This is a genomic window from Dactylosporangium sp. NPDC048998 (assembly GCF_043197855.1).
Classification (GTDB): domain Bacteria; phylum Actinomycetota; class Actinomycetes; order Mycobacteriales; family Micromonosporaceae; genus Dactylosporangium.
On the sequence record NZ_JBICTV010000001.1, the window covers coordinates 157,724 to 181,095 of the forward strand.

The window sequence follows — 23,372 nt, forward strand, 5'->3', positions numbered from 1 at the left end:
GGCCCGTCTCCGCTTCGAACCGGCGGGCCTCAGCGTTCCGCGGAGCGGGCGATGTTGCGCGCCATCCCGCCGAAGACGAACGCGTGGAACGGGGCCACCGCCCACCAGTACGCGTGGCCGGCCAGGCCGTGCGGCAGGAACACCGCCCGCTGCTCGTAGACGGCCCCGCCCCGCTCGTCCTCGCGGGCGCGCATCTCCAGCCACGCGCGGCCCGGCAGCCGCATCTCTGCCCGCAGGCGCAGGAGCGACCCGGGCACGATCTCCTCGACCCGCCAGAAGTCGAGGGCCTCGCCGACGTACAGGCGCTCCGGGTCACGGCGGCCCCGGCGCAGCCCCACGCCGCCGGCCAGGCGGTCCAGCCAGCCGCGGACGGACCACGCGAGCGGGAACGAGTGCCAGCCGTTCCGGCCGCCGATCGCCTCGATGACCCGCCACAGCCGGTCCGGCGGGGCGGAGACGTCGCGGGCGCGCTCGTCGCGGTACACGGTGCCGCCGGACCACGACGGGTCGGTCGGGAGGGGGTCGCTGGGCGCGCCGGGCACGGCGGCGTTGGCCCATCGGGTCTCGACCTCGGCGTCGCGGATGCGGCGCAGCGCGAGGGTCACGGCGGTGTCGAAGCCGGTCAGGCCGCCGTGCGGGTCGGGAACGTACTGCGCGACATCGTGCTCGTGGCAGACCGCCTCGTGGATGAGGCTGCCGACGAGCGGGCGCGCGATCCGGTTCGGCACCGGCGTCACCAGGCCCACCCAGTGGGACGAGAGCCACGGCGTGAGCGCGCGCACCGGCACGAGGATCCTGCGCGGCAGTCCGGCGATTTTGGCGTACCGCTGCATGAGCTCGGCATAGCTGAGCACGTCCGGCCCGCCGATGTCGAAGCCCCGGTTGACCGGCGGCGGGAAGACCGTGGCCGCGGCGACCAGGTAGCGCAGCACGTCCCGGATGGCGATGGGCTGGATCCGGTTACGCACCCACGCCGGCGTCACCATGACCGGCAGGCGCTCGGTGAGGTACCGCAGCATCTCGAACGACGCGGACCCCGACCCGATGATGACCGCGGCCCGGAAGACGACGGCGGGCACCGCGCAGCGCAGGAAGATGTCGCCGACCTCGCCGCGCGAGCGCAGGTGCGCGGAGGCCTTCCCGGATGGCCTCCCGGATGGCCTCCCGGACGGCACGGGGCCGCCGAGGTATACGACGCGCTCGACGCCCGCCGCCTCGCAGGCGATGGCGAAGTTCAGCGCGCTGAGCCGGTCGACGTCCTCGAAGGCGTCCTGGCCCAGGGCGTGCACGAGGTAATACGCCACCTCGACGCCACGCAGGGCCTCGGCGAGCCCGGTGTCCTCGGCCACGTCGCCCTCGGCGATCTCGACCTTCGGCGCCCACGGTACGTCACGCAGCCGGCGCGGGTCGCGGGTCAGGCAGCGCACTTCGTGGCCGGCCGCCAGCAGGCGGGGGACCAGGCGTCCGCCGACGTACCCGGTCGCTCCGGTCACCAGACATCGCATGACTTCATGCTTACCCTGCGCAATCGGACCCTAGACTCATTTCATGGGCGACACGTACTGGGGACCCGACTTCGACGCGCTCCAGGCCACCGACCCGGACATCGCCGACGTCGTCCTCGCCGAGCTCCGGCGCCTGCGCACGGGCCTGCAGCTGATCGCGAGCGAAAACCTCACCTCGCCCGCCGTGCTCGCGGTGCTGGGCTCGACCCTCACGAACAAGTACGCGGAGGGCTATCCCGGCCGGCGGTACTACGGCGGCTGCGCCGAGGTGGACCGGGCCGAGTCCCTGGGCATCGAGCGGGCCAAGGCGCTCTTCGGCGCCGAGCACGCCAACCTGCAGCCGCACAGCGGGGCGAGCGCCAACCTGGCCGCGTACGCCGCGCTGCTCATGCCCGGCGACACGGTGCTGGCCATGGAGCTGCCGCACGGCGGGCACCTCACGCACGGCAGCAAGGTCAACTTCTCCGGCAAGTGGTTCGACACGGTCGGATACCCGGTGCGCAGGGAAGACGAGCTCATCGACTTCGACAAGGTGCGGGCGCTGGCCCTGGCGCATCGGCCCAAGATGATCATCTGCGGGGCGACGGCGTACCCGCGGCTGATCGACTTCGCCCGGTTCCGCGAGATCGCCGACGAGGTCGGCGCCTACCTGATGGTCGACGCGGCGCACTTCATCGGGCTCGTCGCGGGCGGGGCCATTCCGTCGCCGGTGCCGCACGCCGACGTGGTCTGCGCGACCACGCACAAGGTGCTGCGCGGCCCGCGCGGCGGGATGATCCTGTGCCGGGAGGGCCTCGCGCAGCGCATCGACAAGGCGGTGTTCCCGTTCACACAGGGCGGCCCGCTCATGCACTCCGTCGCCGCGAAGGCGGTCGCGCTGAAGGAGGCGGCACAGCCCGCCTACGCCGACTACGCCCGCCAGGTGGTGGCCAACGCGAAGGCGCTCGCCGAGGGCCTGCAGAGCGAGGGCATGCGGCCGGTCTCCGGCGGCACCGACACCCACCTGGCGCTGATCGACCTGCGGGCCCTGCAGATCACCGGGCGCGAGGCCGAGGAGCGCTGCGACGCGGCCGGGATCACGCTGAACAAGAACGCCATCCCGTACGACCCGGAGAAGCCGATGACCGCGTCGGGCATCCGCGTCGGCACCCCGTCGGTGACCACGCAGGGCATGAAGGAGCCCGAGATGCGGCGCATCGCGGCGCTGATCGCCGGCGCCGTGCGCGGCGAGCCGGTCGGCGAGCAGGTGCGCGAGCTGACCGCCGCGTTCCCCGCGTATCCTTCCCCGTGATGAGAAAGCGGCTTCAGCACCTGCCCGCCGAGTTGATCGCCATGGCGATCGTGCTCGTCGTCACCGTCCCCATCGCGCTGTGGCGCGACGGCGGGACGGGGGCGGCCGGCGACGTGGCCGGGATCGCGCTGGTGACCTTGAGCTACGTGGTCTCCAGCCTGATCATCGCGTGGACGGACCTGCGCGCCCGGCACCTGCTGCTGCCGGTGGCGATGGCGACCTACCTCGTGAAGTTCACGCTCATCGGCCTCGCCATGTGGGCCGCGCTGGGCACGGATTGGGCCGGCCTGCCCTGGATGGGCGTCTCCGTGATCGTCGCGGTGATCGCCTGGATGACCGCGCACGCCGTGTGGGTGTGGCGAGCGAAGATTCCGTACGTCGACATCTGATCAGCCGCAGGGATTGCGCCGCTCGGACCCCAGCGCCGTGTTGGTGCGGGCGCCGTCGATCGACCAGGCCGCCTGGGTGCGGTAGGCCCCGGCCTGGCAGGGCGCGCTGACCTGCCGGGTGCGCTGTTCCGCCGCCACGGAACGCAACGTTTCGCCCTTCGCCGCCGTGAACGCCTGCTCGGCCACGTTGACCCAGCCCCCGTCCGCGCTGCGCTGCAGCCGGACGATCAGCGTGAGGCGGTCCGGGCCGGGGGAGTCGCAGCGGAACTGCGCGGCGGCGACCAGCTTGCCGTTACCGCCCGTGACGCGCTGCGGTGATATGGAGCACATGAGCGCGGCGGCGCCGCTGGTCGGGCGAGGTGTCTCGTCGCGGCCGGTCTTCGTGACCACGACCGCGGCGACGATCAGGAAGAAGGCGATGACGGCGTTGCGCAAGGTGGCCACTCCCATACGCATTGTTAAGCTGGGTATTCAGCTAACCCGTTAGGAGTGACCGTGCGCAACATTCACTCACGCATCAGTCGCGTAGTTGACGTTCGCCGAGGATTCGGCGTAGTAACGTTGACGGCCGCCGGTTGATGACCCGGCCCGATGAGCGAACCCCCGCGCGACGAGCACGCGGGGGTCGACGCACGGGTGCTCCCGGCAGGCTGATATGGTCACCGCGTCATGGCCAGTAACCAGACACCCAAGCAGTCCGGTGCGAGTGGTTCCAACGAGGGTTGGGCCGCCGTCGGATACCTCATCTCGGGCATCGCCGTGTGGGGCTTCGTCGGCTGGCTCGTCGACCGTTGGCTCGGCTGGGACGGGATTGCCACCGCGATCGGGTGCGTGCTCGGCGCTGCGGGCGGCATCTATCTGGTGGTCAAGCGGCTGGGCGCCTGAGCCCGGCAGCACGAGGATATCGAGAGGAACGTGGTGAGCGGTCAGGTTCTGGCAGAGGTGCCTTTCCCGCCCAGCGTGAACGACATCTACCCACCCGCGCTGGTGGAAGCCGCTCCGTGGCTGACCAAGTTCAGCCTGTTCCTGTGGCTGGCCGCCGCGCTCGTGATCGTCTTCTTCCTGGTCGCCTACCGCAACCCGAAGATCGTGCCCACGAAGGGCCAGTGGCTCGCCGAGAGCCTCTACGGGTTTGTCCGTGAGGGCGTCGCGAAGGACGTCATCGGCCACGAGGGGCTGCGCTTCGCGCCCTACCTGGCCAGCCTCTTCATCTTCATCCTGGTCGGCAACGTCTTCTCGATCGTGCCGTTCATCCAGGTCTCGCCCAACGCGCACATCGCCTTCCCGCTGATGCTCGCGCTGTGCACCTACGGGCTCTATCTGTTCCAGGGCTTCAAGAAACACGGCTTCCTCGGCTACCTCAAGCACGCGACCGTGCTGCCGGCCCCGTGGTTCATGCAGCCGCTGCTGCTGCCGATCGAGGCCCTGCAGGCCTTCATTCTGCAGCCGCTCACCCTGGCGCTGCGGCTCTTCGCCAACATGTTCGCCGGCCACATGCTGCTGCTGGTGTTCACGCTCGGCGGCTTCGCCCTGCTCAACGCGGAGAGCTTCTTCCTCAAGCCGATCTCCCTCGTCTCGTGGGTGATGACGATCCTGCTCACCTTCTTCGAGCTGTTGATCGCCGCCCTGCAGGCCTACGTCTTCACGCTCCTGACGGCCAACTACCTCGCCGGCACGCTGGCCGAGGAGCACTGAGCCGCCCCACCACCCCCGCTTCGAGACTTCGAAAGCGTTACAGCTCCATCTTTTTCAGTTGTCCCGCGTGAATCGGTCACGCGAGATCCCAGGAGGATTCACAAATGGCAGACCTCGCCGCAGTCTCCGGTAGCCTCGCCGCCGTCGGTTACGGCCTCGCCGCGATCGGCCCGGGCATCGGTGTCGGCATCGTCTTCGCGTCGTACATCCAGGCGACCGCCCGCCAGCCCGAGTCGGCCGGCCTGACCCGGACCTACATGTTCCTCGGCTTCGCCGTGGTCGAGGCGCTCGCCCTGCTGGGTATCGCCTTCGGCTTCGTGTTCGGCAAGTAATCCTCCCCCCTTCGATTCAAGCCGGGAGGTTTTCCCATGCTGTTCTTCGCTGAGGAAGAGCACAACCCGATCATCCCGATCTGGCAGGAGATCGTCGTCGGCGGCATCGCCTTCGCGATCCTCTGCTTCGTGCTCATGAAGTTCGTCTTCCCGCGCATGGAGGAGACCTTCCGGGCGCGGGTCGATGCGATCGAGGGCGGGATCAAGCGTGCCGAGGAGGCGCAGGCCGAGGCGAACCGGCTGCTTCAGCAGTACAAGGAGCAGCTCGCCGAGGCCCGTACCGAGGCGGCCCGCATCCGCGACGAGGCGCGCGCCGACGCCACCGGCATCCGCGAGGACATCCTCGCGAAGGCCCGGGAGGAGAGCGACCGCATCATCGCCGCGGGACGCGACGCCCTGCAGACCGAGCGGCAGACCATCGTCCGTCAGCTGCGGGCGGAGATCGGCTCGCTCGCGGTCGACCTCGCCGGCCGGATCGTCGGCGAATCCCTCGAGGAGGAGGCCCGCCGCCGTGGCACGGTCGAGCGGTTCCTCCAGGAGATCGGCGACGGCGACGCGGCCGGTGCCGCCGGGCGGCGCTGATGGACACCATCAACCGCGAGGCCTATGGGGCCGCTGCCGACAAGCTCGCCGAGTTCTCGGCGAGCGCTGACGTTCAGCGGATCGCCAAGGTCGCCGACGAGATCCTCGCGGTGGCCGATCTGCTGCGGCGGGAGCCCCGGCTGCGCCGGGCGCTGGCCGACCCGGCCGGCCCCGCCGAGGAGCGGGCCGGCCTGATCAGCTCGATCCTGTCGGGCAAGGTCAGCGCGGACACCGTCGAGCTGCTGGCCGCGCTGGTGTCCGGGCGCTGGTCCGGGCCGGGCGCGCTGCTGGACGGCGCCGAGCGGCTCGGCGTGGACGCCCTGCTGGCCGCGGCCGAGCGCGGCGGGGAACTGGCCGACGTGGAGGACGAGCTCTTCCGCTTCAGCCAGATCGTCGCGGGCGACGGCCGGCTCGCCGGCGCGCTGAGCGACTCCACCGCGCCGATGGCCTCGCGCAATGAGCTGGTCCGCGACCTGCTCAAGGGCAAGGCGAAGCCGGCCACGGTCAGCCTCGCGCAGCTCGCGATCGCCGGCTTCGGCGGCCGCGGGTTCGACAGCTCGATGAGCCGCCTGGTCGAGTTGGCCGCCGCGAAGCGGGACCGGTCGGTCGCCTACGTGACCACCGCCGTCGCGCTGACCGACGCCGAGGAGCAGCGCCTGGCCGACCGTCTGGCCGCGCTGTACGGTCGGGATGTCTCCCTCAAGGTCGACGTCGATCCGCGCATCATCGGAGGCGTGCGGGTCAAGGTCGGCTCCGACCTCTACGACGGCACGGTCGCCCGTCGCCTCACCGAGGCGAAGACGGCGCTCGCCAAGTAATTACCCCGAAGCTTGTTACTCCAGATAGAAGGTTGAGGATGGCCGAGCTGACCATCTCCTCGGACGACATTCGGGGCGCACTCGAGCGCTACGTCTCGTCCGTTGATTCACGGATCTCCCGCGAGGAGGTCGGCGTCGTCTCGTACGCCGGCGACGGTATCGCCCAGGTCGAGGGCCTGCCCACGACCATGGCCAACGAACTGCTCGAGTTCGAGGACGGCACGCTCGGCGTCTCGCTCAACCTCGACGTCCGCGAGATCGGCGTCGTCGTCCTCGGCAAGTTCGAGGGCATCGAGGAGGGCCAGCAGGTCAAGCGGACCGGCCGCGTGCTCTCGGTCCCGGTCGGCGACGCCTTTCTGGGCCGCGTGGTCAACCCGCTGGGCGAGCCCATCGACGACCGCGGCGACATCCCCAACGAGGGCTTCCGCGAGCTCGAGCTGCAGGCCCCCAACGTCATGGCCCGCCAGCCGGTCAAGGAGCCCCTGCAGACCGGCATCAAGGCGATCGACGCCATGACCGCCATCGGCCGGGGCCAGCGCCAGCTGATCATCGGTGACCGCAAGACCGGCAAGACCACGGTCGCGCTGGACACGATCATCAACCAGCGGGACAACTGGAAGTCCGGCGACCCGAAGAAGCAGGTCCGCTGCATCTACGTGGCCATCGGTCAGAAGGCGACCACGGTCGCCGCCACGCGCGCCACGCTGGAGGAGCACGGCGCCATGGAGTACACGACCATCGTGGCCTCCCCGGCGTCCGACCCGGCCGGCTTCAAGTACCTCGCCCCCTACGCGGGCTCGGCCATCGGCCAGCACTGGATGTACGGCGGCAAGCACGTCCTGATCGTCTTCGACGACCTGACCAAGCAGGCCGAGGCGTACCGCGCGGTCTCGCTGCTGCTGCGCCGCCCGCCGGGCCGCGAGGCATACCCGGGCGACGTGTTCTACCTGCACTCCCGCCTGCTGGAGCGCTGCGCCAAGCTCTCCGACGAGCTGGGCGCTGGCTCGATGACCGGCCTGCCGATCATCGAGACCAAGGCCAACGACATCTCGGCGTACATCCCGACGAACGTCATCTCGATCACCGACGGCCAGGTCTTCCTGGAGTCCGACCTGTTCAACCAGGGCGTGCGGCCGGCCATCAACGTCGGCACCTCGGTGTCCCGGGTCGGCGGCTCGGCGCAGGTCAAGGCCATGAAGGACGTCGCCGGTCGGCTCCGCCTCGACCTGGCGCAGTACCGCGAGCTCGAGGCGTTCTCCGCGTTCGCCTCCGACCTGGACAAGGCCTCCCGCGCCCAGCTGGACAAGGGCGCCCGCCTGGTCGAGCTGCTCAAGCAGCCGCAGTACTCGCCGTTCTCGGTCGAGGAGGAGGTCGTCTCGGTGTGGGCCGGCACCACGGGCCAGCTCGACAGCATCCCGGTCGGCGAGATCCGCCGGTTCGAGGGCGAGTTCCTGCAGCACCTGCGCTCCAGCCGCAAGGAGCTGCTCGACGCGATCGCCGCGACCAAGAAGCTGGAGAAGGACACGATCGCCGGCCTGACCGAGGCGATCACCCACTTCAAGCAGGTGTTCTCGGCCAAGGACGACGAGATCAACGTCAACGAGGCGCCGGCCAAGGCCATCGAGGGTGAGCAGGCTCGCGAGACCGTCACCCGCCAGGTCCGGAAGTCGGGCTGACGCATGGCCGGTCAGGTACAGGCACTGCGCCGGAGGATCCGCACGGTCAAGTCGACCAAGAAGATCACCAAGGCGCAGGAGCTCGTCGCCACGAGCCGCATCGGCAAGGCGCAGGAGCGGGTGGCCGCCTCCCTGCCCTACGCCGACGCGATCACGGGCGTGCTGACAGCACTGGCGAGCAGCAGCAACCTCGACCACCCGCTGCTGGTGCCGCGTACCCCGGTCCGCCGGGCCGGCGTGCTGCTGGTCACCAGCGACCGCGGGCTGTGCGGCGGGTACAACGCCAACGCGATCCGCACCGCGGAGCAGCTGATCTCCAAGCTGCACCAGGACGGTAAGCAGGTGGCGCTGTACATCGCCGGACGCAAGGGCGTGACATACTACCGCTTCCGCGGTCGCGAGATCACCGGGAGCTGGACGGGCTTCTCCGAGCAGCCGCGGTACGAGAACGCGGCGGACATCGGCGAGACGCTCATCCAGGCCTTCGTCAACGGTGCCGACGACTCGGTCGACGGCCCCGGCCCGGACGGCGTGCTCGGCATCGACGAGCTCTACATGGTCCACACGCAGTTCCGCTCGCTGATGACCCAGACCCCCGTCGCGCGGATCGTCGCGCCGATGGAGGTCGAGGAGCAGGAGGTCAGCGGGCCGCTGCCGGCCTACGAGTTCGAGCCGGAGGCCGAGCAGCTGCTGGAGGCGCTCCTGCCGAAGTACATCAACACGCGCATCTTCGCGGCGTTGCTGGACTCCGCGGCCAGCGAGTCGGCCGCCCGCCGGCGCGCCATGAAGAGCGCCTCCGACAACGCCGACGACCTGCTGAAGCGGTACACCCGCGAGATGAACTCCGCGCGGCAGGCGGCGATCACCCAGGAAATCAGTGAGATCGTCGGCGGCGCCAACGCGCTGGCGGCGGCGGGAAGTGATGTGTGATGACTGCACCAGCAGACACCAAGACCGCGGTCGGCCGCGTGGTCCGGGTCATCGGCCCGGTCGTCGACGCCGAGTTCCCGCGTGACGCCATGCCCGACATCTACAACGCGCTCCACGTCGACGTGACCCTCTCCGGGGGCACCAAGACGCTGACGCTCGAGGTCGCGCAGCACCTCGGCGACAACATGGTGCGCGCCATCTCCATGCAGCCCACCGACGGCCTGATCCGCGGCGCCGAGGTGCGCGACACCGGCGCCGGCATCTCGGTGCCTGTCGGCGACGTGACCAAGGGCCACGTGTTCAACGCCCTCGGCGACGTGCTCAACGCCGACGCCTCGAAGCTCGACATCAAGGAGCGCTGGGAGATCCACCGCCCGGCGCCCGCGTTCGCCGAGCTCGAGCCGAAGACCGAGATGCTGGAGACCGGCATCAAGGTCCTCGACCTGCTCGCGCCGTACGTGCGCGGTGGCAAGATCGGCCTGTTCGGCGGTGCCGGCGTCGGCAAGACGGTGCTCATCCAGGAGATGATCATCCGGGTGGCCCGCAACTTCGGCGGTACCTCCGTGTTCGCCGGCGTGGGTGAGCGCACCCGCGAGGGCAACGACCTCATCCTGGAGATGGCCGAGGGCGGCGTCCTGGACAAGACCGCGCTGGTCTTCGGCCAGATGGACGAGCCCCCGGGCACCCGTCTGCGGGTCGCGCTGGCCGCGCTGACCATGGCGGAGTACTTCCGCGACGTGCAGAACCAGGAGGTGCTGCTCTTCATCGACAACATCTTCCGGTTCACCCAGGCCGGCTCCGAGGTGTCGACGCTGCTGGGCCGCATGCCCTCGGCCGTCGGTTACCAGCCGACCCTGGCCGACGAGATGGGTCAGCTGCAGGAGCGCATCACCTCCGTGCGGGGCAAGGCCATCACCTCGCTCCAGGCGATCTACGTGCCCGCCGACGACTACACCGACCCGGCGCCGGCCACCACGTTCGCCCACCTCGACGCGACGACCAACCTCGAGCGGTCGATCTCGGACAAGGGCATCTACCCGGCCGTCGACCCGCTGGCGTCCTCCTCGCGCATCCTCGCGCCGGAGTACGTCGGCATCGAGCACTACACGGTCGCCCGCGAGGTGCAGCGGATCCTGCAGAAGTACAAGGACCTGCAGGACATCATCGCCATCCTGGGCATGGACGAGCTGTCCGAAGAGGACAAGGTGACGGTGGGCCGCGCCCGCCGCATCGAGCGCTTCCTGTCGCAGAACACCTACGCCGCCGAGCAGTTCACCAGCGTCGCCGGCTCGACCGTCCCGCTCAAGGAGACGATCGAGTCGTTCAAGAAGATCAGCGAGGGTGAGTACGACCACTTCCCCGAGCAGGCGTTCTTCATGTGTGGCGGTCTGGAGGACCTCGAGCGCAACGCGCACGAGCTCATGAAGGACTGATTGTTCCGGCCGTACCTCGGGAAGGCGTGCTCCCCGCGGGGAGCACGCCTTCCCTTTTGCTACCGATCATTTCGTTTTCCGGTCATTGGAATTTTCGGCAAAGGCACTTCGTGAAGCGGTGACGTGCGTCACGCTCTGAAGTGTCCGCCGGGTCAGTCGGCGGCGCGCCGCAGCACCGGCCGTTCACCAGGTGTGCCAACGTGGTGAGGCCCACTGCTCGGCGCGTCGGATCATTGACTAGACTCGGCCAAACCGAATCGCGCACACGAGGAGTAACTAGCGTGGCGAGGCAGCTGCACGTCGAGCTCGTAGCCGTCGAGGAGAAAGTCTGGTCCGGCGACGCGGACATGGTCGTGGCCCGCACGACCGAGGGTGAGCTCGGCGTCCTTTACGGCCACGAGCCGCTCCTCGGCCAGCTCGCCGAGGAGGGCCAGGTGCGCATCAAGCAGGCCGGTCAGGAGCTCGCCTACGACGTGGCCGGCGGGTTCATCTCCGTCACCGGCACCGGCGTGACGGTCCTCGCCGAGAGCTGTGTGCCCGCATCGTCCGCCTCCGTAGCGCACTGACGACCGGGCGGCGGAGGTGAGGATCGTCGAGGGAATCGGTATCGGCGTCCTGATCCTGCTCGCCGCCCTGGCGGTGCTCTTCGTGCGCCGCATCGTCATCGCCCGCCGGGGCGGCACCATCGAGCTCGGCGTCCGGCTGAGCACCATCCTCCCGGGCCGCGGCTGGTCCGCCGGGCTGGCCCGGTTCACCGGCGACGATCTGCGGTGGTATCGCATCTTCAGCTTCTGGCCCGGCCCGCGCCGGGTGTTTTCCCGGCGCGGGCTCGCCGTCGACCGTCGCCGCACGCCCGACGCGGCCGAGCTGCTCGTCCTGCCGCCCGACTGGGTGATCGTGCGCTGTATCAGCCGGAAGGCGCCCGTCGAGATCGCGATGGCCGAGCGGGCGCTGACCGGCTTCCTGTCCTGGGTCGAGGCGGCGCCGCCGGGGGACCCGACCCCGGAGACGCGCCCCTACCGCTACCGCGCGAGCTGAGCCGCGCCTCAATCCACCGGCCGGCCGCCGGGGACCCACTTCACGTCGCCCCCCGGGTTCGCCGCGCGGCACAGGATGAACAGCAGGTCTGACAGGCGGTTGAGGTACTGCAGCGCCACCTCGTTGGTGCGCTCCGCGTCGACCTCCCACAGCGCCCACGCGCTGCGCTCGGCCCGCCGGGTGACGGTGCGGGCGACATGCAGCAGCGCAGCGCCCGAAGTGCCGCCGGGCAGGATGAAGGAGTCCAGCTTGGGTAGTGACTCGTTGAACTCGTCACACCAGCGCTCCAGCCGTTCGACCTGTTCGGGGGTGACCCGGAGCGGCGGGTGGGGCGGATTCTCGGCGATCGGGTTGCACAGGTCGGCGCCGACGTCGAAGAGATCGTTCTGCACAGCCAACAGCACCGCCGCGATGCGCTCGTCGAGCGCGCCCATCGCCAGCGCCACGCCGAGCGCGGCGTTGGCCTCGTCGACGTCGGCGTACGCGACGATTCGCGGATCCGTCTTGGACACCCGCGAGAAGTCACCCAGTCCTGTGGTACCGGTGTCGCCGGTCTTCGTGTAGATGCGCGTGAGGTGAATGGCCATGGTTTTCACGGTACGGAATCCCCCTACGATGGCGGACGTGGACGTTATCCGTGTTGTGGGCGGGGCCCGGCTCGCCGGTGACGTATCCGTGGTCGGCGCGAAGAACTCGGCGTTGAAGCTGATGGCGGCGGCCCTGCTGGCCAACGGCCGCACGGTGCTGACGAACGTTCCGCGTATCACCGACATCGCCATCATGGCCGAGGTGCTGCGCCGCCTGGGCTGCGAGGTCGAGCAGGACGGCGACCGCGTCGTCATCGACGTGCCCGACGAGCTCGGCACCGAGGCCGACTACGACCTGGTCCGCCGCCTGCGCGCCTCCATCTGCGTCCTCGGCCCGCTGCTGGCCCGCCGCGGCCACGTGCGTGTGGCTCACCCGGGCGGCGACGCGATCGGCTCTCGGGGCCTGGACATGCACGTCGAGGGCCTGCGCCGGATGGGCGCCGACATCTCCGGCGAGCACGGCTTCGTCATCGCCACCGCGCCGAAGCTGCACGGCGCCACGATCTGGCTCGACTTCCCCAGCGTCGGCGCGACCGAAAACCTGCTCATGGCCGCCGTCCTCGCCAACGGCCGCACCGAGATCGACAACGCCGCCCGCGAGCCCGAGATCGTCGACATCTGCCGCATGCTCACCGACATGGGCGCCGACATCCAGGGCGCCGGCTCCTCGAGCCTCGTCATCCAGGGCGTGCCGGAGCTGCGCCCGGTCGAGCACCGCACCGTCGGCGACCGCATCGTGGCCGGCACGTGGGCCTTCGCCGCCGCCATGACCCGCGGCGACGTCACCGTGCACGGCATCGACCCGTCGTTCCTGGAGATCGCCCTCGACAAGGTGGCGACGGCGGGCGCCGAGGTGACCACGTCCACCGACTCGTTCCGCGTCGTGATGCCCACCCGCCCGAAGGCCGTCGACGTGGTGACCCTGCCGTTCCCTGGCTTCGCCACCGACCTGCTGCCGATGGCCGTCGGCCTGGCGGCGGTGAGCGAGGGCTCGTCGCTGGTGACCGAGAACATCTTCGACGGCCGGTTCATGTTCATCAACGAGATGTCCCGCCTGGGCGCCGACATCCGCACCGACGGCCACCACGCGGTGGTGCGCGGCAAGGACCGCCTCTCGGGCGCCCCGGTGACGGCGACGGACATCCGCGCCGGCGCCGGCCTGGCGATCGCGGGCCTGTGCGCGGACGGCGTCACGGAGATCCGCCACGTGCACCACATCGACCGCGGCTACCCGAGCTTCGAGTCCGACCTGCGGGCCCTGGGCGTCAAGGTGGAGCGCTCGGAGGCCCCGCCGGACAAGTTCGACTTCTGACCGGCGGCACCGCCCCCTCGATTACCCAGGCCCGCCGTGCGGCCGATCAGTCGAGGCAGAACTCGTTGCCCTCGGGGTCGGCCATCACGATGTGGCCGGCGCCGAGCGGGGGAGTGGGCTCGTGGCGCTCGAGCCGGGTGGCACCGTGGGAGACGAGCCGCTCGGCCTCCGCCTCCAGGGCCGCCATCCGCGCGTCGCCCCGAAGCCCCGGGGCGGCTCGCACATCGAGGTGCACGCGGTTCTTGACCTGCTTGCGCTCCGGCACCCGCTGGAAGAACAGCCGCGGCCCGGAGCCCATGGGGTCGACCACCGCCGAGGCGTTGTTGCGGCGCTCGGGTGGTACACCCATCGCGTCCAGGGCCTGCTCCCACGACTCGAAGCCCTCGGGCGGGTCCTGCAGCCGGTAGCCGAGGGCCTCGGCCCAGAACTGCGCCAACGCGGCGGGGTCGGCGCAGTCGAACGTGATCTGGACGTCGCGGGCCGTTCTGCTGTGTTCGTCGGTCATGGCTCCAGCCTGCCCCCTATAGCGGACAGGAGCGTTCCGTGATCCTCCGAGACCTGTGGAACGATGAGCGCGTGAGCGTCGAGGCGACGACCGAGCGGGTGCTGCGGCTGCTGGCGCTGCTGCAGCGACGGCCGTCCTGGACCGCCGCCGAGCTCGCCGCCGAGCTGCGGGTCACCGACCGCTCGGTGCGCCGCGACGTCGAGCGGCTGCGTGCGCTCGGCTACCCCGTGCACGCGACGGCGGGCGTCGGCGGCGGCTACCGGCTCGGCGCGGGCACCCGGCTGCCGCCGCTGCTCCTCGACGACGAGGAGGCGATCGCGACGGCGGTTTCCCTGCGGCTGGCGTCGGCGGGCACGATCGCCGGGGCGGGCGAGGCGGCGCTGCGGGCGCTCGCGAAGCTCGACCAGGTGATGCCGCCCCGGCTGCGCGCCGAGGTGCGGGCGGTGCACGGCGCCACCGAGACCCTTGTCGGCCCCGGGGTCGAGATCGACGCGGAGCTGCTGGTGACGCTCGCGCGGGCCTGCCGCGACGCCGTGCGGGTGCGGTTCCGGTACGCCGGCCGCGACGGCGGGGAGCGCGAGCGCACGGTCGAGCCGGTGCGGATGGTCACCACCGGCCGCCGCTGGTACCTGATGGCCCGCGACGTCGACCGCGACGACTGGCGCACCTTCCGCCTGGACCGCATGCACGATGTGGCGGCGACGACCTGGCGCTTCCGGGCGAGGGAGCATCCGGACCCGGTCGCCTACGTGCGGCGGTCCGTGACCGAGGCGCCGTACCGGTATCTCGCCCGGGTGCGGGTGCATGCCCCGTCCGACCGGGTCCGGGAGCTGGTGCCACCCCAGGTCGGACGCGTCGAGAACGACCGCGACGGGTGGTGCGTGCTCGTCGTCGGCGGAGCGGACCTGAACTGGCTCGCCGCGCACGTGGCCCGGCTGGGCTACGAGGCGGAGGTGCTGGAGCCTCCAGAACTGCGGGAGGCCGCCGCGCTGCTCGCCCGCCGCCTCACGGCGATGGCCGGGACCGTCTGACAGAGCAGCAGCGCGGCGAGCGCGCCGGCGGAGGCGGCCCATCCCGCGAGGTACATGAGGGGCACGTTGACAGTCTGCCATCGGATGATCACGTAGCGGAGGCGGATAAGGTCAACAGCGTTCACGACGATGTGGAAGGCAAAGGGGAACGGGCATGGCGGGTCGTCTTGCGGTCATCGGAGCGGGGCTCATGGGGTCTGGGATCGCCCAGGTCGCCGCGCAGGCCGGGTGGGAGGTGACGCTGCGGGACCTGAACGACGAGGCGGTCGGGCGCGGCCTCGCCGGCATCCGCGCCAGCCTCGAGAAGTTCGCGAGCAAGGGCGCCATCGCCGCGGAGGATGTCGACGCGGCGCTCGGGCGGATCACGCCCACCACCGAGCTCGACGCGGCCGCCGACGCGGACATCGTCGTCGAGGCGGTGTTCGAGCGGCTGGACGTCAAGCACGAGGTGTTCCGGGCGCTGGACAAGATCTGCAAGGCGGATGCGGTGCTCGCGACGAACACCTCCGCCATCCCGGTGACCCAGATCGCCACCGCGACCGAGCGGCCGGAGCAGGTCGTGGGCACGCACTTCTTCTCGCCGGTGCCGGTCATGAAGCTGTGCGAGCTCGTCCGGGGGTACAAGACCTCCGACGCCGCGCTGGCCACGGCCCGCGCGTTCGCCGAGGAGATCGGCAAGACGTGCATCGTCGTCAACCGCGACGTCGCCGGGTTCGTCACCACGCGGCTCATCGCGGCGCTGGTCGTCGAGGCCGTCAAGCTGGTGGAGAGCGGCGTGGTGAGCGCCGAGGACCTCGACCTCGCGTGCAAGCTGGGCTTCGGCCACGCGATGGGGCCGCTGGCGACGACCGACCTGACCGGCGTCGACGTGCTCTACCACGCCGCCAAGAACATCCACACCGACACCGACGACCCGAAGTTCTTCCCGCCGGAACTGCTGGCCCGCATGGTCATCGCCGGCGACCTCGGGCGCAAGAGCGGCAAGGGCTTCTACACGTACTCGTGAACCTCCACCGCGGCCGGCGCGACCGGTAGGGCGGCCGGCAGGGTGAAGCTGAACCGGCTGCCGCCGCCGGGGTTGTCGGTCACCGTGATCGTGCCGCCATGCCGGTCCACGATCCGGCGGCAGATCGCCAGGCCCAGCCCGGTGCCGCCGTAGGACTGCCCGGTGTGCGCCCGGTGGAACGACTCGAACACGTGCGGCTTGTCCGCGTCGGGGATGCCGATCCCGCGGTCGGCGACCTCGACGCGGACCCAGCCGGGGCCGGCCGGCTGGGCGCTGATGTCGATCTTCGGGGTCCGTCCGGACTGGACGTACTTCAGCGCCGTCACGCACCGTTGATCGGCCGGTCGATCACGAAATTTCGGATATTTCCTGACTCGGGTCCGTGCAACTGACGACCGTTCTTCCCACGAGACACCAGTCGGGCCTGGCGGCCCTCCTTGCCGGGTCCGCGGTGCCAAGAGCCAAGAACAAGAGCCAAGAACCAGGGTCAGTCGCGCTCCGTCCAGCGGAACGTCAGTAGGCACAGCACGAGGGCCAGCACGATCCAGCCGCCCAGCACCAGCGCGATCGTGCCGTGCTGCCACGCGTGGGACGGCTCGTTGGCGGCGAAGGAGTCCGGCAGGAACACCGAGCGCATGCCCTGGGTCATCCACTTGAGCGGGAAGATCGAGGCGATCCCGCGCATCCAGTCGGGCAGGCTCGTGTACTGGAAGAACACGCCCGAGATGAACTGCAGCACGATCGCGACCGGGGTGACGACCGCGGGGCCGCTACGGCCGGAGCGGGCCAGCGACGAGAAGGCGATCCCGCACAGCGTGCAGGCGGCGATCCCGAGCAGCGTCACCCAGCCGAACGTCAGCCACTTGCCGGCGGTGGCGGGCAGCTTCACGCCGAAGAACAGAGCGGCCACCGAGACCAGCACGACCGTCTCGACCAGGCCGATGGCCAGGACCATGACGACCTTGCCGATGAAGTACGCGGTGCGGGGCATCGGGGTGCCGCGCAGGCGCTTGAGGATGCCCTTCTCGCGCTCGATCGGGATCTGGATCGCCAGGCTCTGGAAGCCGGTGGAGAGTAGGCCGGCCGCGATCATGCCGGCGGCGAAGTACTGCGTGAGCGTGACGCCGGGGGCGATCTCGCCGCCGAAGACCGCTCCGAAGACGGTCAGCAGGATCAGCGGGAAGGCGAGCGTGAAGACCACCGACTCGCGGCTGCGCAGGAACTGCCTGATCTCCAGGCCACCGCGCAGGAGGCCGAGTCGCAGCGTGTTCATTCGCCGGCGCCGATCATTCGCAGGTACACATCCTCGAGGCTGGGTCGGGTGACGGTGAGGCCCGGCACCTCGCCGCCGAAGGTTTCGGCGAGGCGGGCGACGAGCGCGGTCGGGGTCTCGGTCCGCTCGGTGACCGGGCCGTCGGGGCCCAGCCAGCCGACGGTGACGCCGGCCTCGCCGCGGCCACCGAGGCGGTCGGGGGTGTCGACGGCGACCAGCTGGCCGCCGGCCAGGACGCCGACCCGGTCGGCGAGCGCCTCGGCCTCGTCCAGGTAGTGGGTGGTGAGCAGGATCGTGGTGCCGGCGCGAGCCAGGTCGCGGATGAGGCCCCAGAACTCGCGGCGCGCCTCCGGGTCGAACCCCGTGGTCGGCTCATCGAGGAAGAGCAGCTCGGGGCGGCCGACGATGCCCAGCGCCACGTCGAGGCGCCGCTTCTGGCCGCCGGAGAGGGTGCGGGTGCGGGCGTGCTGCTTCTCGGCCAGGCCGACCCGCGTGATGATCTCGTCGGGGTCGGCGGCGGCCGGGTAGTAGTTCGCGAAGTGGTGGACGACCTCGCGCGCGGTCAGGTCGTCGAACTCGCCGGTGCTCTGCAGCACCACGCCGACCCGGGCCCGCCAGGCGGCGTCGCCCTGCTGCGGGTCGACGCCGAGCACCCGCACGTCGCCGGAGGTGCGCCTGCGGAAGCCCTCCAGGATCTCCACCGTGGTCGTCTTGCCCGCGCCGTTGGGGCCGAGGAGGGCGAACACCTCCCCGGCGCGAACGTCGAGGTCCACCCCGTCGACGGCGACAGCCTTGCCGTAGCTCTTGTGTAGGGAGCGCACCGTGATCGCATCGGTCACGGCGACAACTATAGGCGGTGACAACTTTCACCGACGGACCGTTATTACCGTTCAGTAAGGTGGCCGTATGGTCTCAGAGAGGCTTCCCGAGCGCGACCGCCCGTGGGTCATGCGCACCTACGCCGGCCACTCCTCGGCCACCGCGTCCAACGCGCTCTTCCGCCGCAACCTGGCCAAGGGCCAGACGGGCCTTTCGGTCGCCTTCGACCTGCCCACCCAGACCGGGTACGACCCCGATGCCGAACTCGCCCGCGGCGAGGTGGGGCGGGTCGGCGTGCCGGTCGCACACCTCGGGGACATGCGCACGCTGTTCGACGGCATCGATCTCGGCCGGGCGAACACCTCGATGACCATCAACGCCACGGCGATGTGGCTCCTGGCGTTGTACGTCACGTGCGCCCGGGAACAGGGCGTGGCGCTCGAGAGGCTTTCCGGGACGACGCAGAACGACATCGTCAAGGAATACCTGTCCCGCGGCACCCACATCTTCCCGCCCGGCCCGTCGCTGCGCCTGACCACGGACACCATCGCGTGGACCGTCGCCAACTGCCCGAAGTGGAACCCGGTCAACATCTGCTCGTACCACCTGCAGGAGGCCGGCGCCACGCCGGTGCAGGAGGTCGCGTTCGCGCTCGCCACCGCCATCGCCGTGCTCGACGCGGTGCGCGACTCCGGCCAGGTGCCGGCCGAGCGCTTCGGCGACGTCGTCGCGCGGATCTCGTTCTTCGTCAACGCCTCGGTGCGCTTCGTCGAGGAGACGGCGAAGATGCGCGCGTTCACGACGATGTGGGACCGGCTGACCGCTGAGCGTTACGGCGTCGCCGATCGGGCCGCCCGCCGGTTCCGCTACGGCGTCCAGGTCAACTCGCTCGGCCTCACCGAGGCCCAGCCGGAGAACAACGTCCAGCGCATCGTGCTGGAGATGCTCGGCGTGACGCTCTCGCGGGGCGCGCGGGCCCGTGCGGTACAGCTGCCGGCCTGGAACGAGGCGCTGGGCCTGCCGCGGCCGTGGGACCAGCAGTGGTCGCTGCGCATGCAGCAGGTGCTCGCGTTCGAGTCGGACCTGCTGGAGTACCCCGACCTGTTCGAGGGCTCGACGGTCATGACCGGCCTTGTCGACGGCATCGTGGCCGGCGCCACCGCCGAGCTCGAGCGGGTGCTGGAGATGGGCGGGGTCGTCGCCGCCGTCGAGTCCGGGTATCTCAAGAGCGCCCTCGTCGCCTCGCTCGCCGAGCGCCGCGCCCGGATGGAGCGCGGCGACGACGTGGTGGTCGGCGTGAACAGCTTCACCGAGACCGAGCCGTCGCCGCTGATGGCCGCCGGCGCCGCGGCGATCGAGCAGATCGACCCGGCCGTCGAGCAGGCCGCGACCGACGGCGTGCGGCGCTGGCGGGCCGAGCGCGCCGACGTGACCGGGGCGCTGGACGCGCTGCGAGCGGCGGCGCGGGGCACCGGCAACCTCATGGAGGCCACGCTCGGCTGCGTGGCGGTGGGCGTGACCACCGGCGAGTGGGCGGGGGCGCTGCGGGAGGTCTACGGGGAGTACCGCGCGCCGACCGGCCTGTCCGCGGCGATCTCGGCCCCGGCCGGCGACCTCGACCGGGTGCGCGAGCGGGTCCGCCGCACCGCCGGAGACCTGGGCACCGGCCGGCTGCGGATGCTGGTCGGCAAGCCCGGCCTGGACGGGCACTCCAACGGCGCCGAGCAGATCGCCGTGCGCGCCCGCGACGCCGGCTTCGAGGTCGTCTACCAGGGCATCCGCCTGACCCCGGCGCAGATCGTCGCCGCGGCGGTGGAGGAGGACGTCGACCTGGTCGGCCTCTCGGTGCTGTCAGGCTCGCATCTCGCCGCGGTGGCATCGGTGCTGCAGGGGTTGCGCGCGGAGGGCCTGGGCGACCTGCCGGTGGTCGTCGGCGGCATCATCCCTCCCGACGATGCCGCCGCGCTGCGCGAGTCCGGGGTGGCGCGCGTGTTCACGCCGAAGGACTTCGCCATCACCGACGTGGTCGACGAGCTCGTGACCGTCGTCCGCGAGGCCCACCGCCTGGCCTAGGGCCTGTATCGAAGTGGATGGCCGGGCTGCGGCGGACTCAGACGCCTCGCCAAGGCTGGCCCGGCGCGCTGCGCCGGGGCCGGCCCAGCCAAGGCGCTGGAACCGCGCCGGGCGCACCCCGATACAACACCGGTATCGGGGCGCGCCCGGCGCGGCCCCAGCCGACGCCTGAGCCTCGCCTCGCTCCGACCCCCACTTCGATACAGGCCCTTAGGAGGGGCGCCAGCCCTGGGCCGCGGCCCACCTGGCCGCGGCCTTCTCCTCCTTGCGGCGCTTGCGGCGGCGCATCAGCCAGCCGAAGCCGAGGAAGAGCAGCAGCAGGAACAGCAGGACCACGATTGGCAGCACGATCGCCACGACCGACAGCGCCACGCTGATGAAGTCCTCGATCGCGCTCACGATCGGCGCGCCGAAGCCGACGGTCGTCGCGTTGACGACCGGCCGGGACACGGCCTTCATGCCGTGCACGCCGAGCGATATCGCGCCACCGACGACGATCGGTATCCATTGGTGGCTGGAGAAGAACGAGCCGGGGTCGGTGACGGTGACCGTCTGCGAGCTCGACGCGGCGCCGAAGGCGAGCCCGCCGGCGGTCGGGCGCACGAACGTCTGGATGACGTCGTTGACGTGGTCGATCATCGGCACCTTGTCGGCGATGAACTCGATGGCCAGCAGGACCGCGACGATCGCCAGGGTCCAGCCGTTCTCCATCCACGCCCAGTTCGACGGCAGCGTGATGAGGTCCGTGTACCGCGCGAGCAGGCCGATCGCCAGCAACGGGATATACGCGTTGAGCCCGGCCGATGTCGCGAGGCCGAGACCCGTCAATGACTCCAACACCCCCATAGCATGACATCGGGGTGCCAGCCCGACAGGTTAGGCTGTCGGCCGTGCGCCTCGTCATCGCCAAGTGCTCGGTCGATTACATCGGCCGGCTCACGGCCCACCTCCCGCTCGCGACCCGCCTGCTGCTCGTCAAGGCCGACGGCTCGATCTCGATCCATGCCGACGACCGGGCGTACAAGCCGCTGAACTGGATGAGCCCGCCGTGCCGCCTCGAAGAGGCCGAGGGCCAGTGGCGGGTCGTCAACAAGTCCGGCGAGGAACTGCGGATCACCATCGAGGAGATCCTGCACGACACGTCCCACGAGCTCGGCATCGATCCGGGCCTGGTCAAGGACGGCGTGGAGGCGCACCTGCAGGAGCTGCTGGCCGCCGCCCCGCAGACGCTGGGCGCCGGCTTCACGCTGATCCGCCGCGAGTACATGACGGCGATCGGCCCGGTAGACCTCCTGTGCCGCGACGGCGCCGGCGCGACGGTCGCCGTGGAGATCAAGCGCCGCGGCGAGATCGACGGCGTGGAGCAGCTGACCCGATACCTGGAGCTGCTCGGGCGCGACCCGCTGCTGGCCCCGGTGACCGGCATCTTCGCCGCTCAGGAGATCAAGCCCCAGGCCCGCGTGCTGGCCGAGGACCGCGGCATCCGCTGCGTCGTGCTGGACTACAACGCCCTGCGCGGGGTCCAGAAGGACGAGCTGACGCTCTTCTGAGGGCTACCTGCTGCGGCCGTGGACCAGCCGCACGACCTTGACGATCTGTTCCATCGTCTTCTCCGTGCGGTCGAAGGTCATCGCGGCCAGGACCGTCGGGCCGCGGCGCTTCACGACGGCCTTCGGACGGGTGAACTCGCGCAGGCCGTCCGCGCCGTGGATGCGGCCGAAGCCCGAGTTGCCCACGCCGCCGAAGGGGAGGGCCGGCATGCCGGCGAAGGTCAGGGCCGAGTTGACCGACGTCATGCCCGAGCGCACCTGGCGGGCCAGGTCCAGGCCCTGCGACCGGGAGAAGATGGCGCCGCCCAGGCCGTAGCCGGTGTTGTTGGCCAGCCGAATCGCCTCCGCGGCGTCGCGGACCCTCGTCACGGTCAGGGTGGGCCCGAATGTCTCCTCCTGTACCGCGGGCGCGTCCTCCGGCACGTCGACCAGGATCGTCGGGCTGACGAACGGGGGCTGGACCGCCTCGGCGCCGCCCAGCACGGCCCGCGCGCCGCGGATGAGGGAGTCCTCGATGTGCCGGCGGATGATCTCGATCTGCGAGGGCATCGTGATCGGGCCGATGTCGTCGGTCTGCTCGGGGCCCACGCTGAGGTTCGCGGCGCGCGCGACGATGCGGTTGAGGAAGTCGTCGTACACCTGCTCGGCGACGTACACGCGCTCGATGCCCACGCACGTCTGGCCCGCGTTGGTCAGGCCGCCCCAGACGCAGGCGGCGGCCGCGGAGTCGAGGTCGGCGTCGGCGGCGACGATCATCGCGTCCTTGCCGCCGCACTCCAGCAGCACGGGGGTCAGCGTCTCGGCGGCGGCGGCCATAACCTTCTTGCCGGTCGCGGTCGAGCCGGTGAATGCGATCTTGTCCACCCCGCCGCGGCAGAGCGCGGCGCCGACGTCGCCGAGGCCGTGCACGATCTGCAGGACCGGCTGCTCGGGTACGACCTCGGCGAAGCGGTCCACGAACCACTGGCCGACCGCTGGGGTGTACTCGCTCGGCTTGAACACCACCGCGTTGCCGGCGGCCAGGGCGTAGGCGATCGAGCCCATCGGCGTCAGGATCGGGTAGTTCCACGGGCCGATCACGCCGATGACGCCGAACGGCAGGTACTCCAGGTACGACGTGTGCTCCTTGAGCAGGATCGAGCTGCCCACCCGGCGCCGGCCGAGCACCTTGCGCGCGTGCTGCGCGGCCCAGGCGATGTGGTCGACGGCCGCGATCGCCTCGACCAGCGCGTCCGCGCGCGGCTTGCCGCCCTCGCGGTGCATGAGGCCGGTGAGCTCGTCCAGGCGGTTGGTGAGCACGCTGCGGAACGCCAGCAGGCGGCGCTTGCGCCCGGCGAAGCCGAGCCCGGCCCACCACGCGGCCGCGTCACGTGCGCGGGCCACCGCGGCGGTGAGATGCTCGGGGGAGGCCACCGGGAAGCGGCCGACCTCCTCGCCGGTGGCGGGGTTGGTCGAGATCAGCGAGCCCCCGTCGATGGCGGGGACACCGGGAGTTCGCGTGGCGGTCATGGCGCGAGTCTAGACCCG

At 70.8% G+C, this 23,372-nt stretch carries 26 protein-coding genes; 17 read left to right on the top strand and 9 right to left on the bottom strand.

What is annotated here, in order from left to right:
• Nucleotides 1-29: 29 nt before the first annotated feature.
• On the bottom strand, nucleotides 30-1,505 hold the full coding sequence (locus ACGFI8_RS00800) for an SDR family oxidoreductase (RefSeq protein ID WP_392798020.1): 1,476 nt from the start codon (nucleotides 1,503-1,505) through the stop codon (nucleotides 30-32).
• A gap of 43 nt (nucleotides 1,506-1,548) precedes the next feature.
• Between ACGFI8_RS00800 and glyA the strand changes: the two genes are divergently transcribed.
• Nucleotides 1,549-2,796, top strand: a complete 1,248-nt coding sequence (gene glyA, locus ACGFI8_RS00805) for a serine hydroxymethyltransferase (protein WP_392798023.1) — start codon at nucleotides 1,549-1,551, stop codon at nucleotides 2,794-2,796.
• On the top strand, nucleotides 2,796-3,185 hold the full coding sequence (locus ACGFI8_RS00810) for a hypothetical protein (RefSeq protein ID WP_392798026.1): 390 nt from the start codon (nucleotides 2,796-2,798) through the stop codon (nucleotides 3,183-3,185). The genes glyA and ACGFI8_RS00810 overlap by 1 nt, the downstream gene beginning before the upstream one ends.
• Here the strand turns inward: ACGFI8_RS00810 and ACGFI8_RS00815 are convergent, their stop codons facing one another.
• A complete protein-coding gene (locus ACGFI8_RS00815; protein ID WP_392798029.1) occupies nucleotides 3,186-3,635 on the bottom strand; it encodes a hypothetical protein in 450 nt (149 codons plus the stop codon).
• Between the two features lie 219 nt (nucleotides 3,636-3,854).
• Here ACGFI8_RS00815 and ACGFI8_RS00820 point away from each other — a divergent pair, with 219 nt between their 5' ends.
• The 10 genes from ACGFI8_RS00820 to ACGFI8_RS00865 all read left to right on the top strand — a co-directional run bounded on the left by ACGFI8_RS00820 (nucleotide 3,855) and on the right by ACGFI8_RS00865 (nucleotide 11,689).
• Nucleotides 3,855-4,070, top strand: coding sequence for a hypothetical protein (locus ACGFI8_RS00820; protein ID WP_392798032.1), 216 nt, complete (start codon nucleotides 3,855-3,857; stop codon nucleotides 4,068-4,070).
• A 33-nt stretch (nucleotides 4,071-4,103) separates the two neighbouring features.
• Nucleotides 4,104-4,880 (top strand): F0F1 ATP synthase subunit A, encoded by a 777-nt coding sequence (gene atpB / locus ACGFI8_RS00825; RefSeq protein ID WP_392798035.1) that lies wholly within the window; start codon nucleotides 4,104-4,106, stop codon nucleotides 4,878-4,880.
• A 104-nt stretch (nucleotides 4,881-4,984) separates the two neighbouring features.
• A complete protein-coding gene (atpE, locus tag ACGFI8_RS00830; RefSeq protein WP_344616196.1) occupies nucleotides 4,985-5,212 on the top strand; it encodes an ATP synthase F0 subunit C in 228 nt (75 codons plus the stop codon).
• Between the two features lie 36 nt (nucleotides 5,213-5,248).
• Nucleotides 5,249-5,794, top strand: coding sequence for a F0F1 ATP synthase subunit B (locus ACGFI8_RS00835; RefSeq protein ID WP_392798039.1), 546 nt, complete (start codon nucleotides 5,249-5,251; stop codon nucleotides 5,792-5,794).
• Nucleotides 5,791-6,612, top strand: coding sequence for a F0F1 ATP synthase subunit delta (locus ACGFI8_RS00840; RefSeq protein WP_392799567.1), 822 nt, complete (start codon nucleotides 5,791-5,793; stop codon nucleotides 6,610-6,612). The genes ACGFI8_RS00835 and ACGFI8_RS00840 overlap by 4 nt, the downstream gene beginning before the upstream one ends.
• 38 nt (nucleotides 6,613-6,650) lie before the next feature.
• Entirely contained in the window at nucleotides 6,651-8,288 is a 1,638-nt protein-coding gene (gene atpA, locus ACGFI8_RS00845; RefSeq protein ID WP_392798042.1) for a F0F1 ATP synthase subunit alpha, read from the top strand.
• Nucleotides 8,289-8,291: 3 nt separating this feature from the next.
• Nucleotides 8,292-9,218, top strand: coding sequence for a F0F1 ATP synthase subunit gamma (locus ACGFI8_RS00850; RefSeq protein WP_392798045.1), 927 nt, complete (start codon nucleotides 8,292-8,294; stop codon nucleotides 9,216-9,218).
• Complete coding sequence (gene atpD, locus ACGFI8_RS00855; RefSeq protein ID WP_392798048.1) at nucleotides 9,218-10,651, top strand: F0F1 ATP synthase subunit beta; 1,434 nt, start codon at nucleotides 9,218-9,220, stop codon at nucleotides 10,649-10,651. Before ACGFI8_RS00850 ends, atpD begins: the two co-directional genes overlap by 1 nt.
• Before the next feature lie 281 nt (nucleotides 10,652-10,932).
• On the top strand, nucleotides 10,933-11,217 hold the full coding sequence (locus ACGFI8_RS00860; protein WP_392798051.1) for a F0F1 ATP synthase subunit epsilon: 285 nt from the start codon (nucleotides 10,933-10,935) through the stop codon (nucleotides 11,215-11,217).
• 16 nt (nucleotides 11,218-11,233) lie between these two features.
• Nucleotides 11,234-11,689 carry a DUF2550 domain-containing protein gene (locus ACGFI8_RS00865; protein WP_392798054.1) on the top strand — a complete coding sequence of 152 codons (456 nt, stop codon included), beginning with the start codon at nucleotides 11,234-11,236 and terminating at the stop codon, nucleotides 11,687-11,689.
• Between the two features lie 8 nt (nucleotides 11,690-11,697).
• Here the strand turns inward: ACGFI8_RS00865 and ACGFI8_RS00870 are convergent, their stop codons facing one another.
• Nucleotides 11,698-12,276, bottom strand: a complete 579-nt coding sequence (locus ACGFI8_RS00870) for a cob(I)yrinic acid a,c-diamide adenosyltransferase (protein WP_392798057.1) — start codon at nucleotides 12,274-12,276, stop codon at nucleotides 11,698-11,700.
• Nucleotides 12,277-12,304: 28 nt separating this feature from the next.
• Here ACGFI8_RS00870 and murA point away from each other — a divergent pair, with 28 nt between their 5' ends.
• Nucleotides 12,305-13,588 (top strand): UDP-N-acetylglucosamine 1-carboxyvinyltransferase, encoded by a 1,284-nt coding sequence (gene murA, locus ACGFI8_RS00875; protein WP_392798060.1) that lies wholly within the window; start codon nucleotides 12,305-12,307, stop codon nucleotides 13,586-13,588.
• Nucleotides 13,589-13,634: 46 nt separating this feature from the next.
• Here the strand turns inward: murA and ACGFI8_RS00880 are convergent, their stop codons facing one another.
• Complete coding sequence (locus ACGFI8_RS00880) at nucleotides 13,635-14,093, bottom strand: VOC family protein (protein ID WP_392798063.1); 459 nt, start codon at nucleotides 14,091-14,093, stop codon at nucleotides 13,635-13,637.
• A gap of 71 nt (nucleotides 14,094-14,164) precedes the next feature.
• Between ACGFI8_RS00880 and ACGFI8_RS00885 the strand changes: the two genes are divergently transcribed.
• Both ACGFI8_RS00885 and ACGFI8_RS00890 read left to right on the top strand, forming a co-directional pair.
• Entirely contained in the window at nucleotides 14,165-15,124 is a 960-nt protein-coding gene (locus tag ACGFI8_RS00885) for a helix-turn-helix transcriptional regulator (protein WP_392799569.1), read from the top strand.
• A gap of 154 nt (nucleotides 15,125-15,278) precedes the next feature.
• Nucleotides 15,279-16,130, top strand: a complete 852-nt coding sequence (locus ACGFI8_RS00890) for a 3-hydroxyacyl-CoA dehydrogenase family protein (protein WP_392798065.1) — start codon at nucleotides 15,279-15,281, stop codon at nucleotides 16,128-16,130.
• Here ACGFI8_RS00890 and ACGFI8_RS00895 read toward each other — a convergent pair.
• The 3 genes from ACGFI8_RS00895 to ACGFI8_RS00905 all read right to left on the bottom strand — a co-directional run bounded on the left by ACGFI8_RS00895 (nucleotide 16,115) and on the right by ACGFI8_RS00905 (nucleotide 18,242).
• Nucleotides 16,115-16,456, bottom strand: a complete 342-nt coding sequence (locus ACGFI8_RS00895; RefSeq protein ID WP_392798068.1) for an ATP-binding protein — start codon at nucleotides 16,454-16,456, stop codon at nucleotides 16,115-16,117. The two genes, ACGFI8_RS00890 and ACGFI8_RS00895, sit on opposite strands and share 16 nt — an antisense overlap.
• A gap of 161 nt (nucleotides 16,457-16,617) precedes the next feature.
• Nucleotides 16,618-17,403 carry an ABC transporter permease gene (locus tag ACGFI8_RS00900; protein WP_392798070.1) on the bottom strand — a complete coding sequence of 262 codons (786 nt, stop codon included), beginning with the start codon at nucleotides 17,401-17,403 and terminating at the stop codon, nucleotides 16,618-16,620.
• The gene (locus tag ACGFI8_RS00905; protein WP_392798072.1) at nucleotides 17,400-18,242 is read right to left on the bottom strand and encodes an ABC transporter ATP-binding protein; all 843 of its coding nucleotides are present in this window, start codon (nucleotides 18,240-18,242) and stop codon (nucleotides 17,400-17,402) included. Before ACGFI8_RS00905 ends, ACGFI8_RS00900 begins: the two co-directional genes overlap by 4 nt.
• Before the next feature lie 67 nt (nucleotides 18,243-18,309).
• Between ACGFI8_RS00905 and ACGFI8_RS00910 the strand changes: the two genes are divergently transcribed.
• Nucleotides 18,310-20,295, top strand: a complete 1,986-nt coding sequence (locus tag ACGFI8_RS00910) for a protein meaA (protein WP_392798074.1) — start codon at nucleotides 18,310-18,312, stop codon at nucleotides 20,293-20,295.
• Between the two features lie 210 nt (nucleotides 20,296-20,505).
• Here ACGFI8_RS00910 and ACGFI8_RS00915 read toward each other — a convergent pair whose 3' ends face one another.
• Nucleotides 20,506-21,135 carry a DUF4126 domain-containing protein gene (locus tag ACGFI8_RS00915; protein WP_392798076.1) on the bottom strand — a complete coding sequence of 210 codons (630 nt, stop codon included), beginning with the start codon at nucleotides 21,133-21,135 and terminating at the stop codon, nucleotides 20,506-20,508.
• 50 nt (nucleotides 21,136-21,185) lie between these two features.
• Here ACGFI8_RS00915 and nucS point away from each other — a divergent pair, with 50 nt between their 5' ends.
• Nucleotides 21,186-21,845: an endonuclease NucS gene (gene nucS / locus ACGFI8_RS00920; RefSeq protein WP_392798079.1), complete on the top strand. Its 660-nt coding sequence runs from the start codon at nucleotides 21,186-21,188 to the stop codon at nucleotides 21,843-21,845.
• Nucleotides 21,846-21,848: 3 nt separating this feature from the next.
• On the opposite strand, the gene ACGFI8_RS00925 is transcribed toward nucS, so the two are convergent.
• Nucleotides 21,849-23,354 carry an aldehyde dehydrogenase family protein gene (locus ACGFI8_RS00925; RefSeq protein ID WP_392798082.1) on the bottom strand — a complete coding sequence of 502 codons (1,506 nt, stop codon included), beginning with the start codon at nucleotides 23,352-23,354 and terminating at the stop codon, nucleotides 21,849-21,851.
• Nucleotides 23,355-23,372: the final 18 nt, after the last annotated feature.

Coding starts and splice junctions, on each gene's coding strand:
- murA (WP_392798060.1), top strand. CDS start 12,305: ATGGCGGACGTGGACGTTATCCGTGTTGTGGGCGGGGCCCGGCTCGCC.
- atpA (WP_392798042.1), top strand. CDS start 6,651: ATGGCCGAGCTGACCATCTCCTCGGACGACATTCGGGGCGCACTCGAG.
- ACGFI8_RS00835 (WP_392798039.1), top strand. CDS start 5,249: ATGCTGTTCTTCGCTGAGGAAGAGCACAACCCGATCATCCCGATCTGG.
- ACGFI8_RS00900 (WP_392798070.1), bottom strand. CDS start 17,403: ATGAACACGCTGCGACTCGGCCTCCTGCGCGGTGGCCTGGAGATCAGG.
- ACGFI8_RS00810 (WP_392798026.1), top strand. CDS start 2,796: ATGAGAAAGCGGCTTCAGCACCTGCCCGCCGAGTTGATCGCCATGGCG.
- ACGFI8_RS00820 (WP_392798032.1), top strand. CDS start 3,855: ATGGCCAGTAACCAGACACCCAAGCAGTCCGGTGCGAGTGGTTCCAAC.
- ACGFI8_RS00925 (WP_392798082.1), bottom strand. CDS start 23,354: ATGACCGCCACGCGAACTCCCGGTGTCCCCGCCATCGACGGGGGCTCG.
- ACGFI8_RS00910 (WP_392798074.1), top strand. CDS start 18,310: ATGGTCTCAGAGAGGCTTCCCGAGCGCGACCGCCCGTGGGTCATGCGC.
- ACGFI8_RS00870 (WP_392798057.1), bottom strand. CDS start 12,276: ATGGCCATTCACCTCACGCGCATCTACACGAAGACCGGCGACACCGGT.
- ACGFI8_RS00880 (WP_392798063.1), bottom strand. CDS start 14,093: ATGACCGACGAACACAGCAGAACGGCCCGCGACGTCCAGATCACGTTC.
- ACGFI8_RS00890 (WP_392798065.1), top strand. CDS start 15,279: ATGGCGGGTCGTCTTGCGGTCATCGGAGCGGGGCTCATGGGGTCTGGG.
- ACGFI8_RS00800 (WP_392798020.1), bottom strand. CDS start 1,505: ATGCGATGTCTGGTGACCGGAGCGACCGGGTACGTCGGCGGACGCCTG.
- ACGFI8_RS00850 (WP_392798045.1), top strand. CDS start 8,292: ATGGCCGGTCAGGTACAGGCACTGCGCCGGAGGATCCGCACGGTCAAG.
- ACGFI8_RS00815 (WP_392798029.1), bottom strand. CDS start 3,635: ATGGGAGTGGCCACCTTGCGCAACGCCGTCATCGCCTTCTTCCTGATC.
- atpD (WP_392798048.1), top strand. CDS start 9,218: ATGACTGCACCAGCAGACACCAAGACCGCGGTCGGCCGCGTGGTCCGG.
- atpE (WP_344616196.1), top strand. CDS start 4,985: ATGGCAGACCTCGCCGCAGTCTCCGGTAGCCTCGCCGCCGTCGGTTAC.
- glyA (WP_392798023.1), top strand. CDS start 1,549: ATGGGCGACACGTACTGGGGACCCGACTTCGACGCGCTCCAGGCCACC.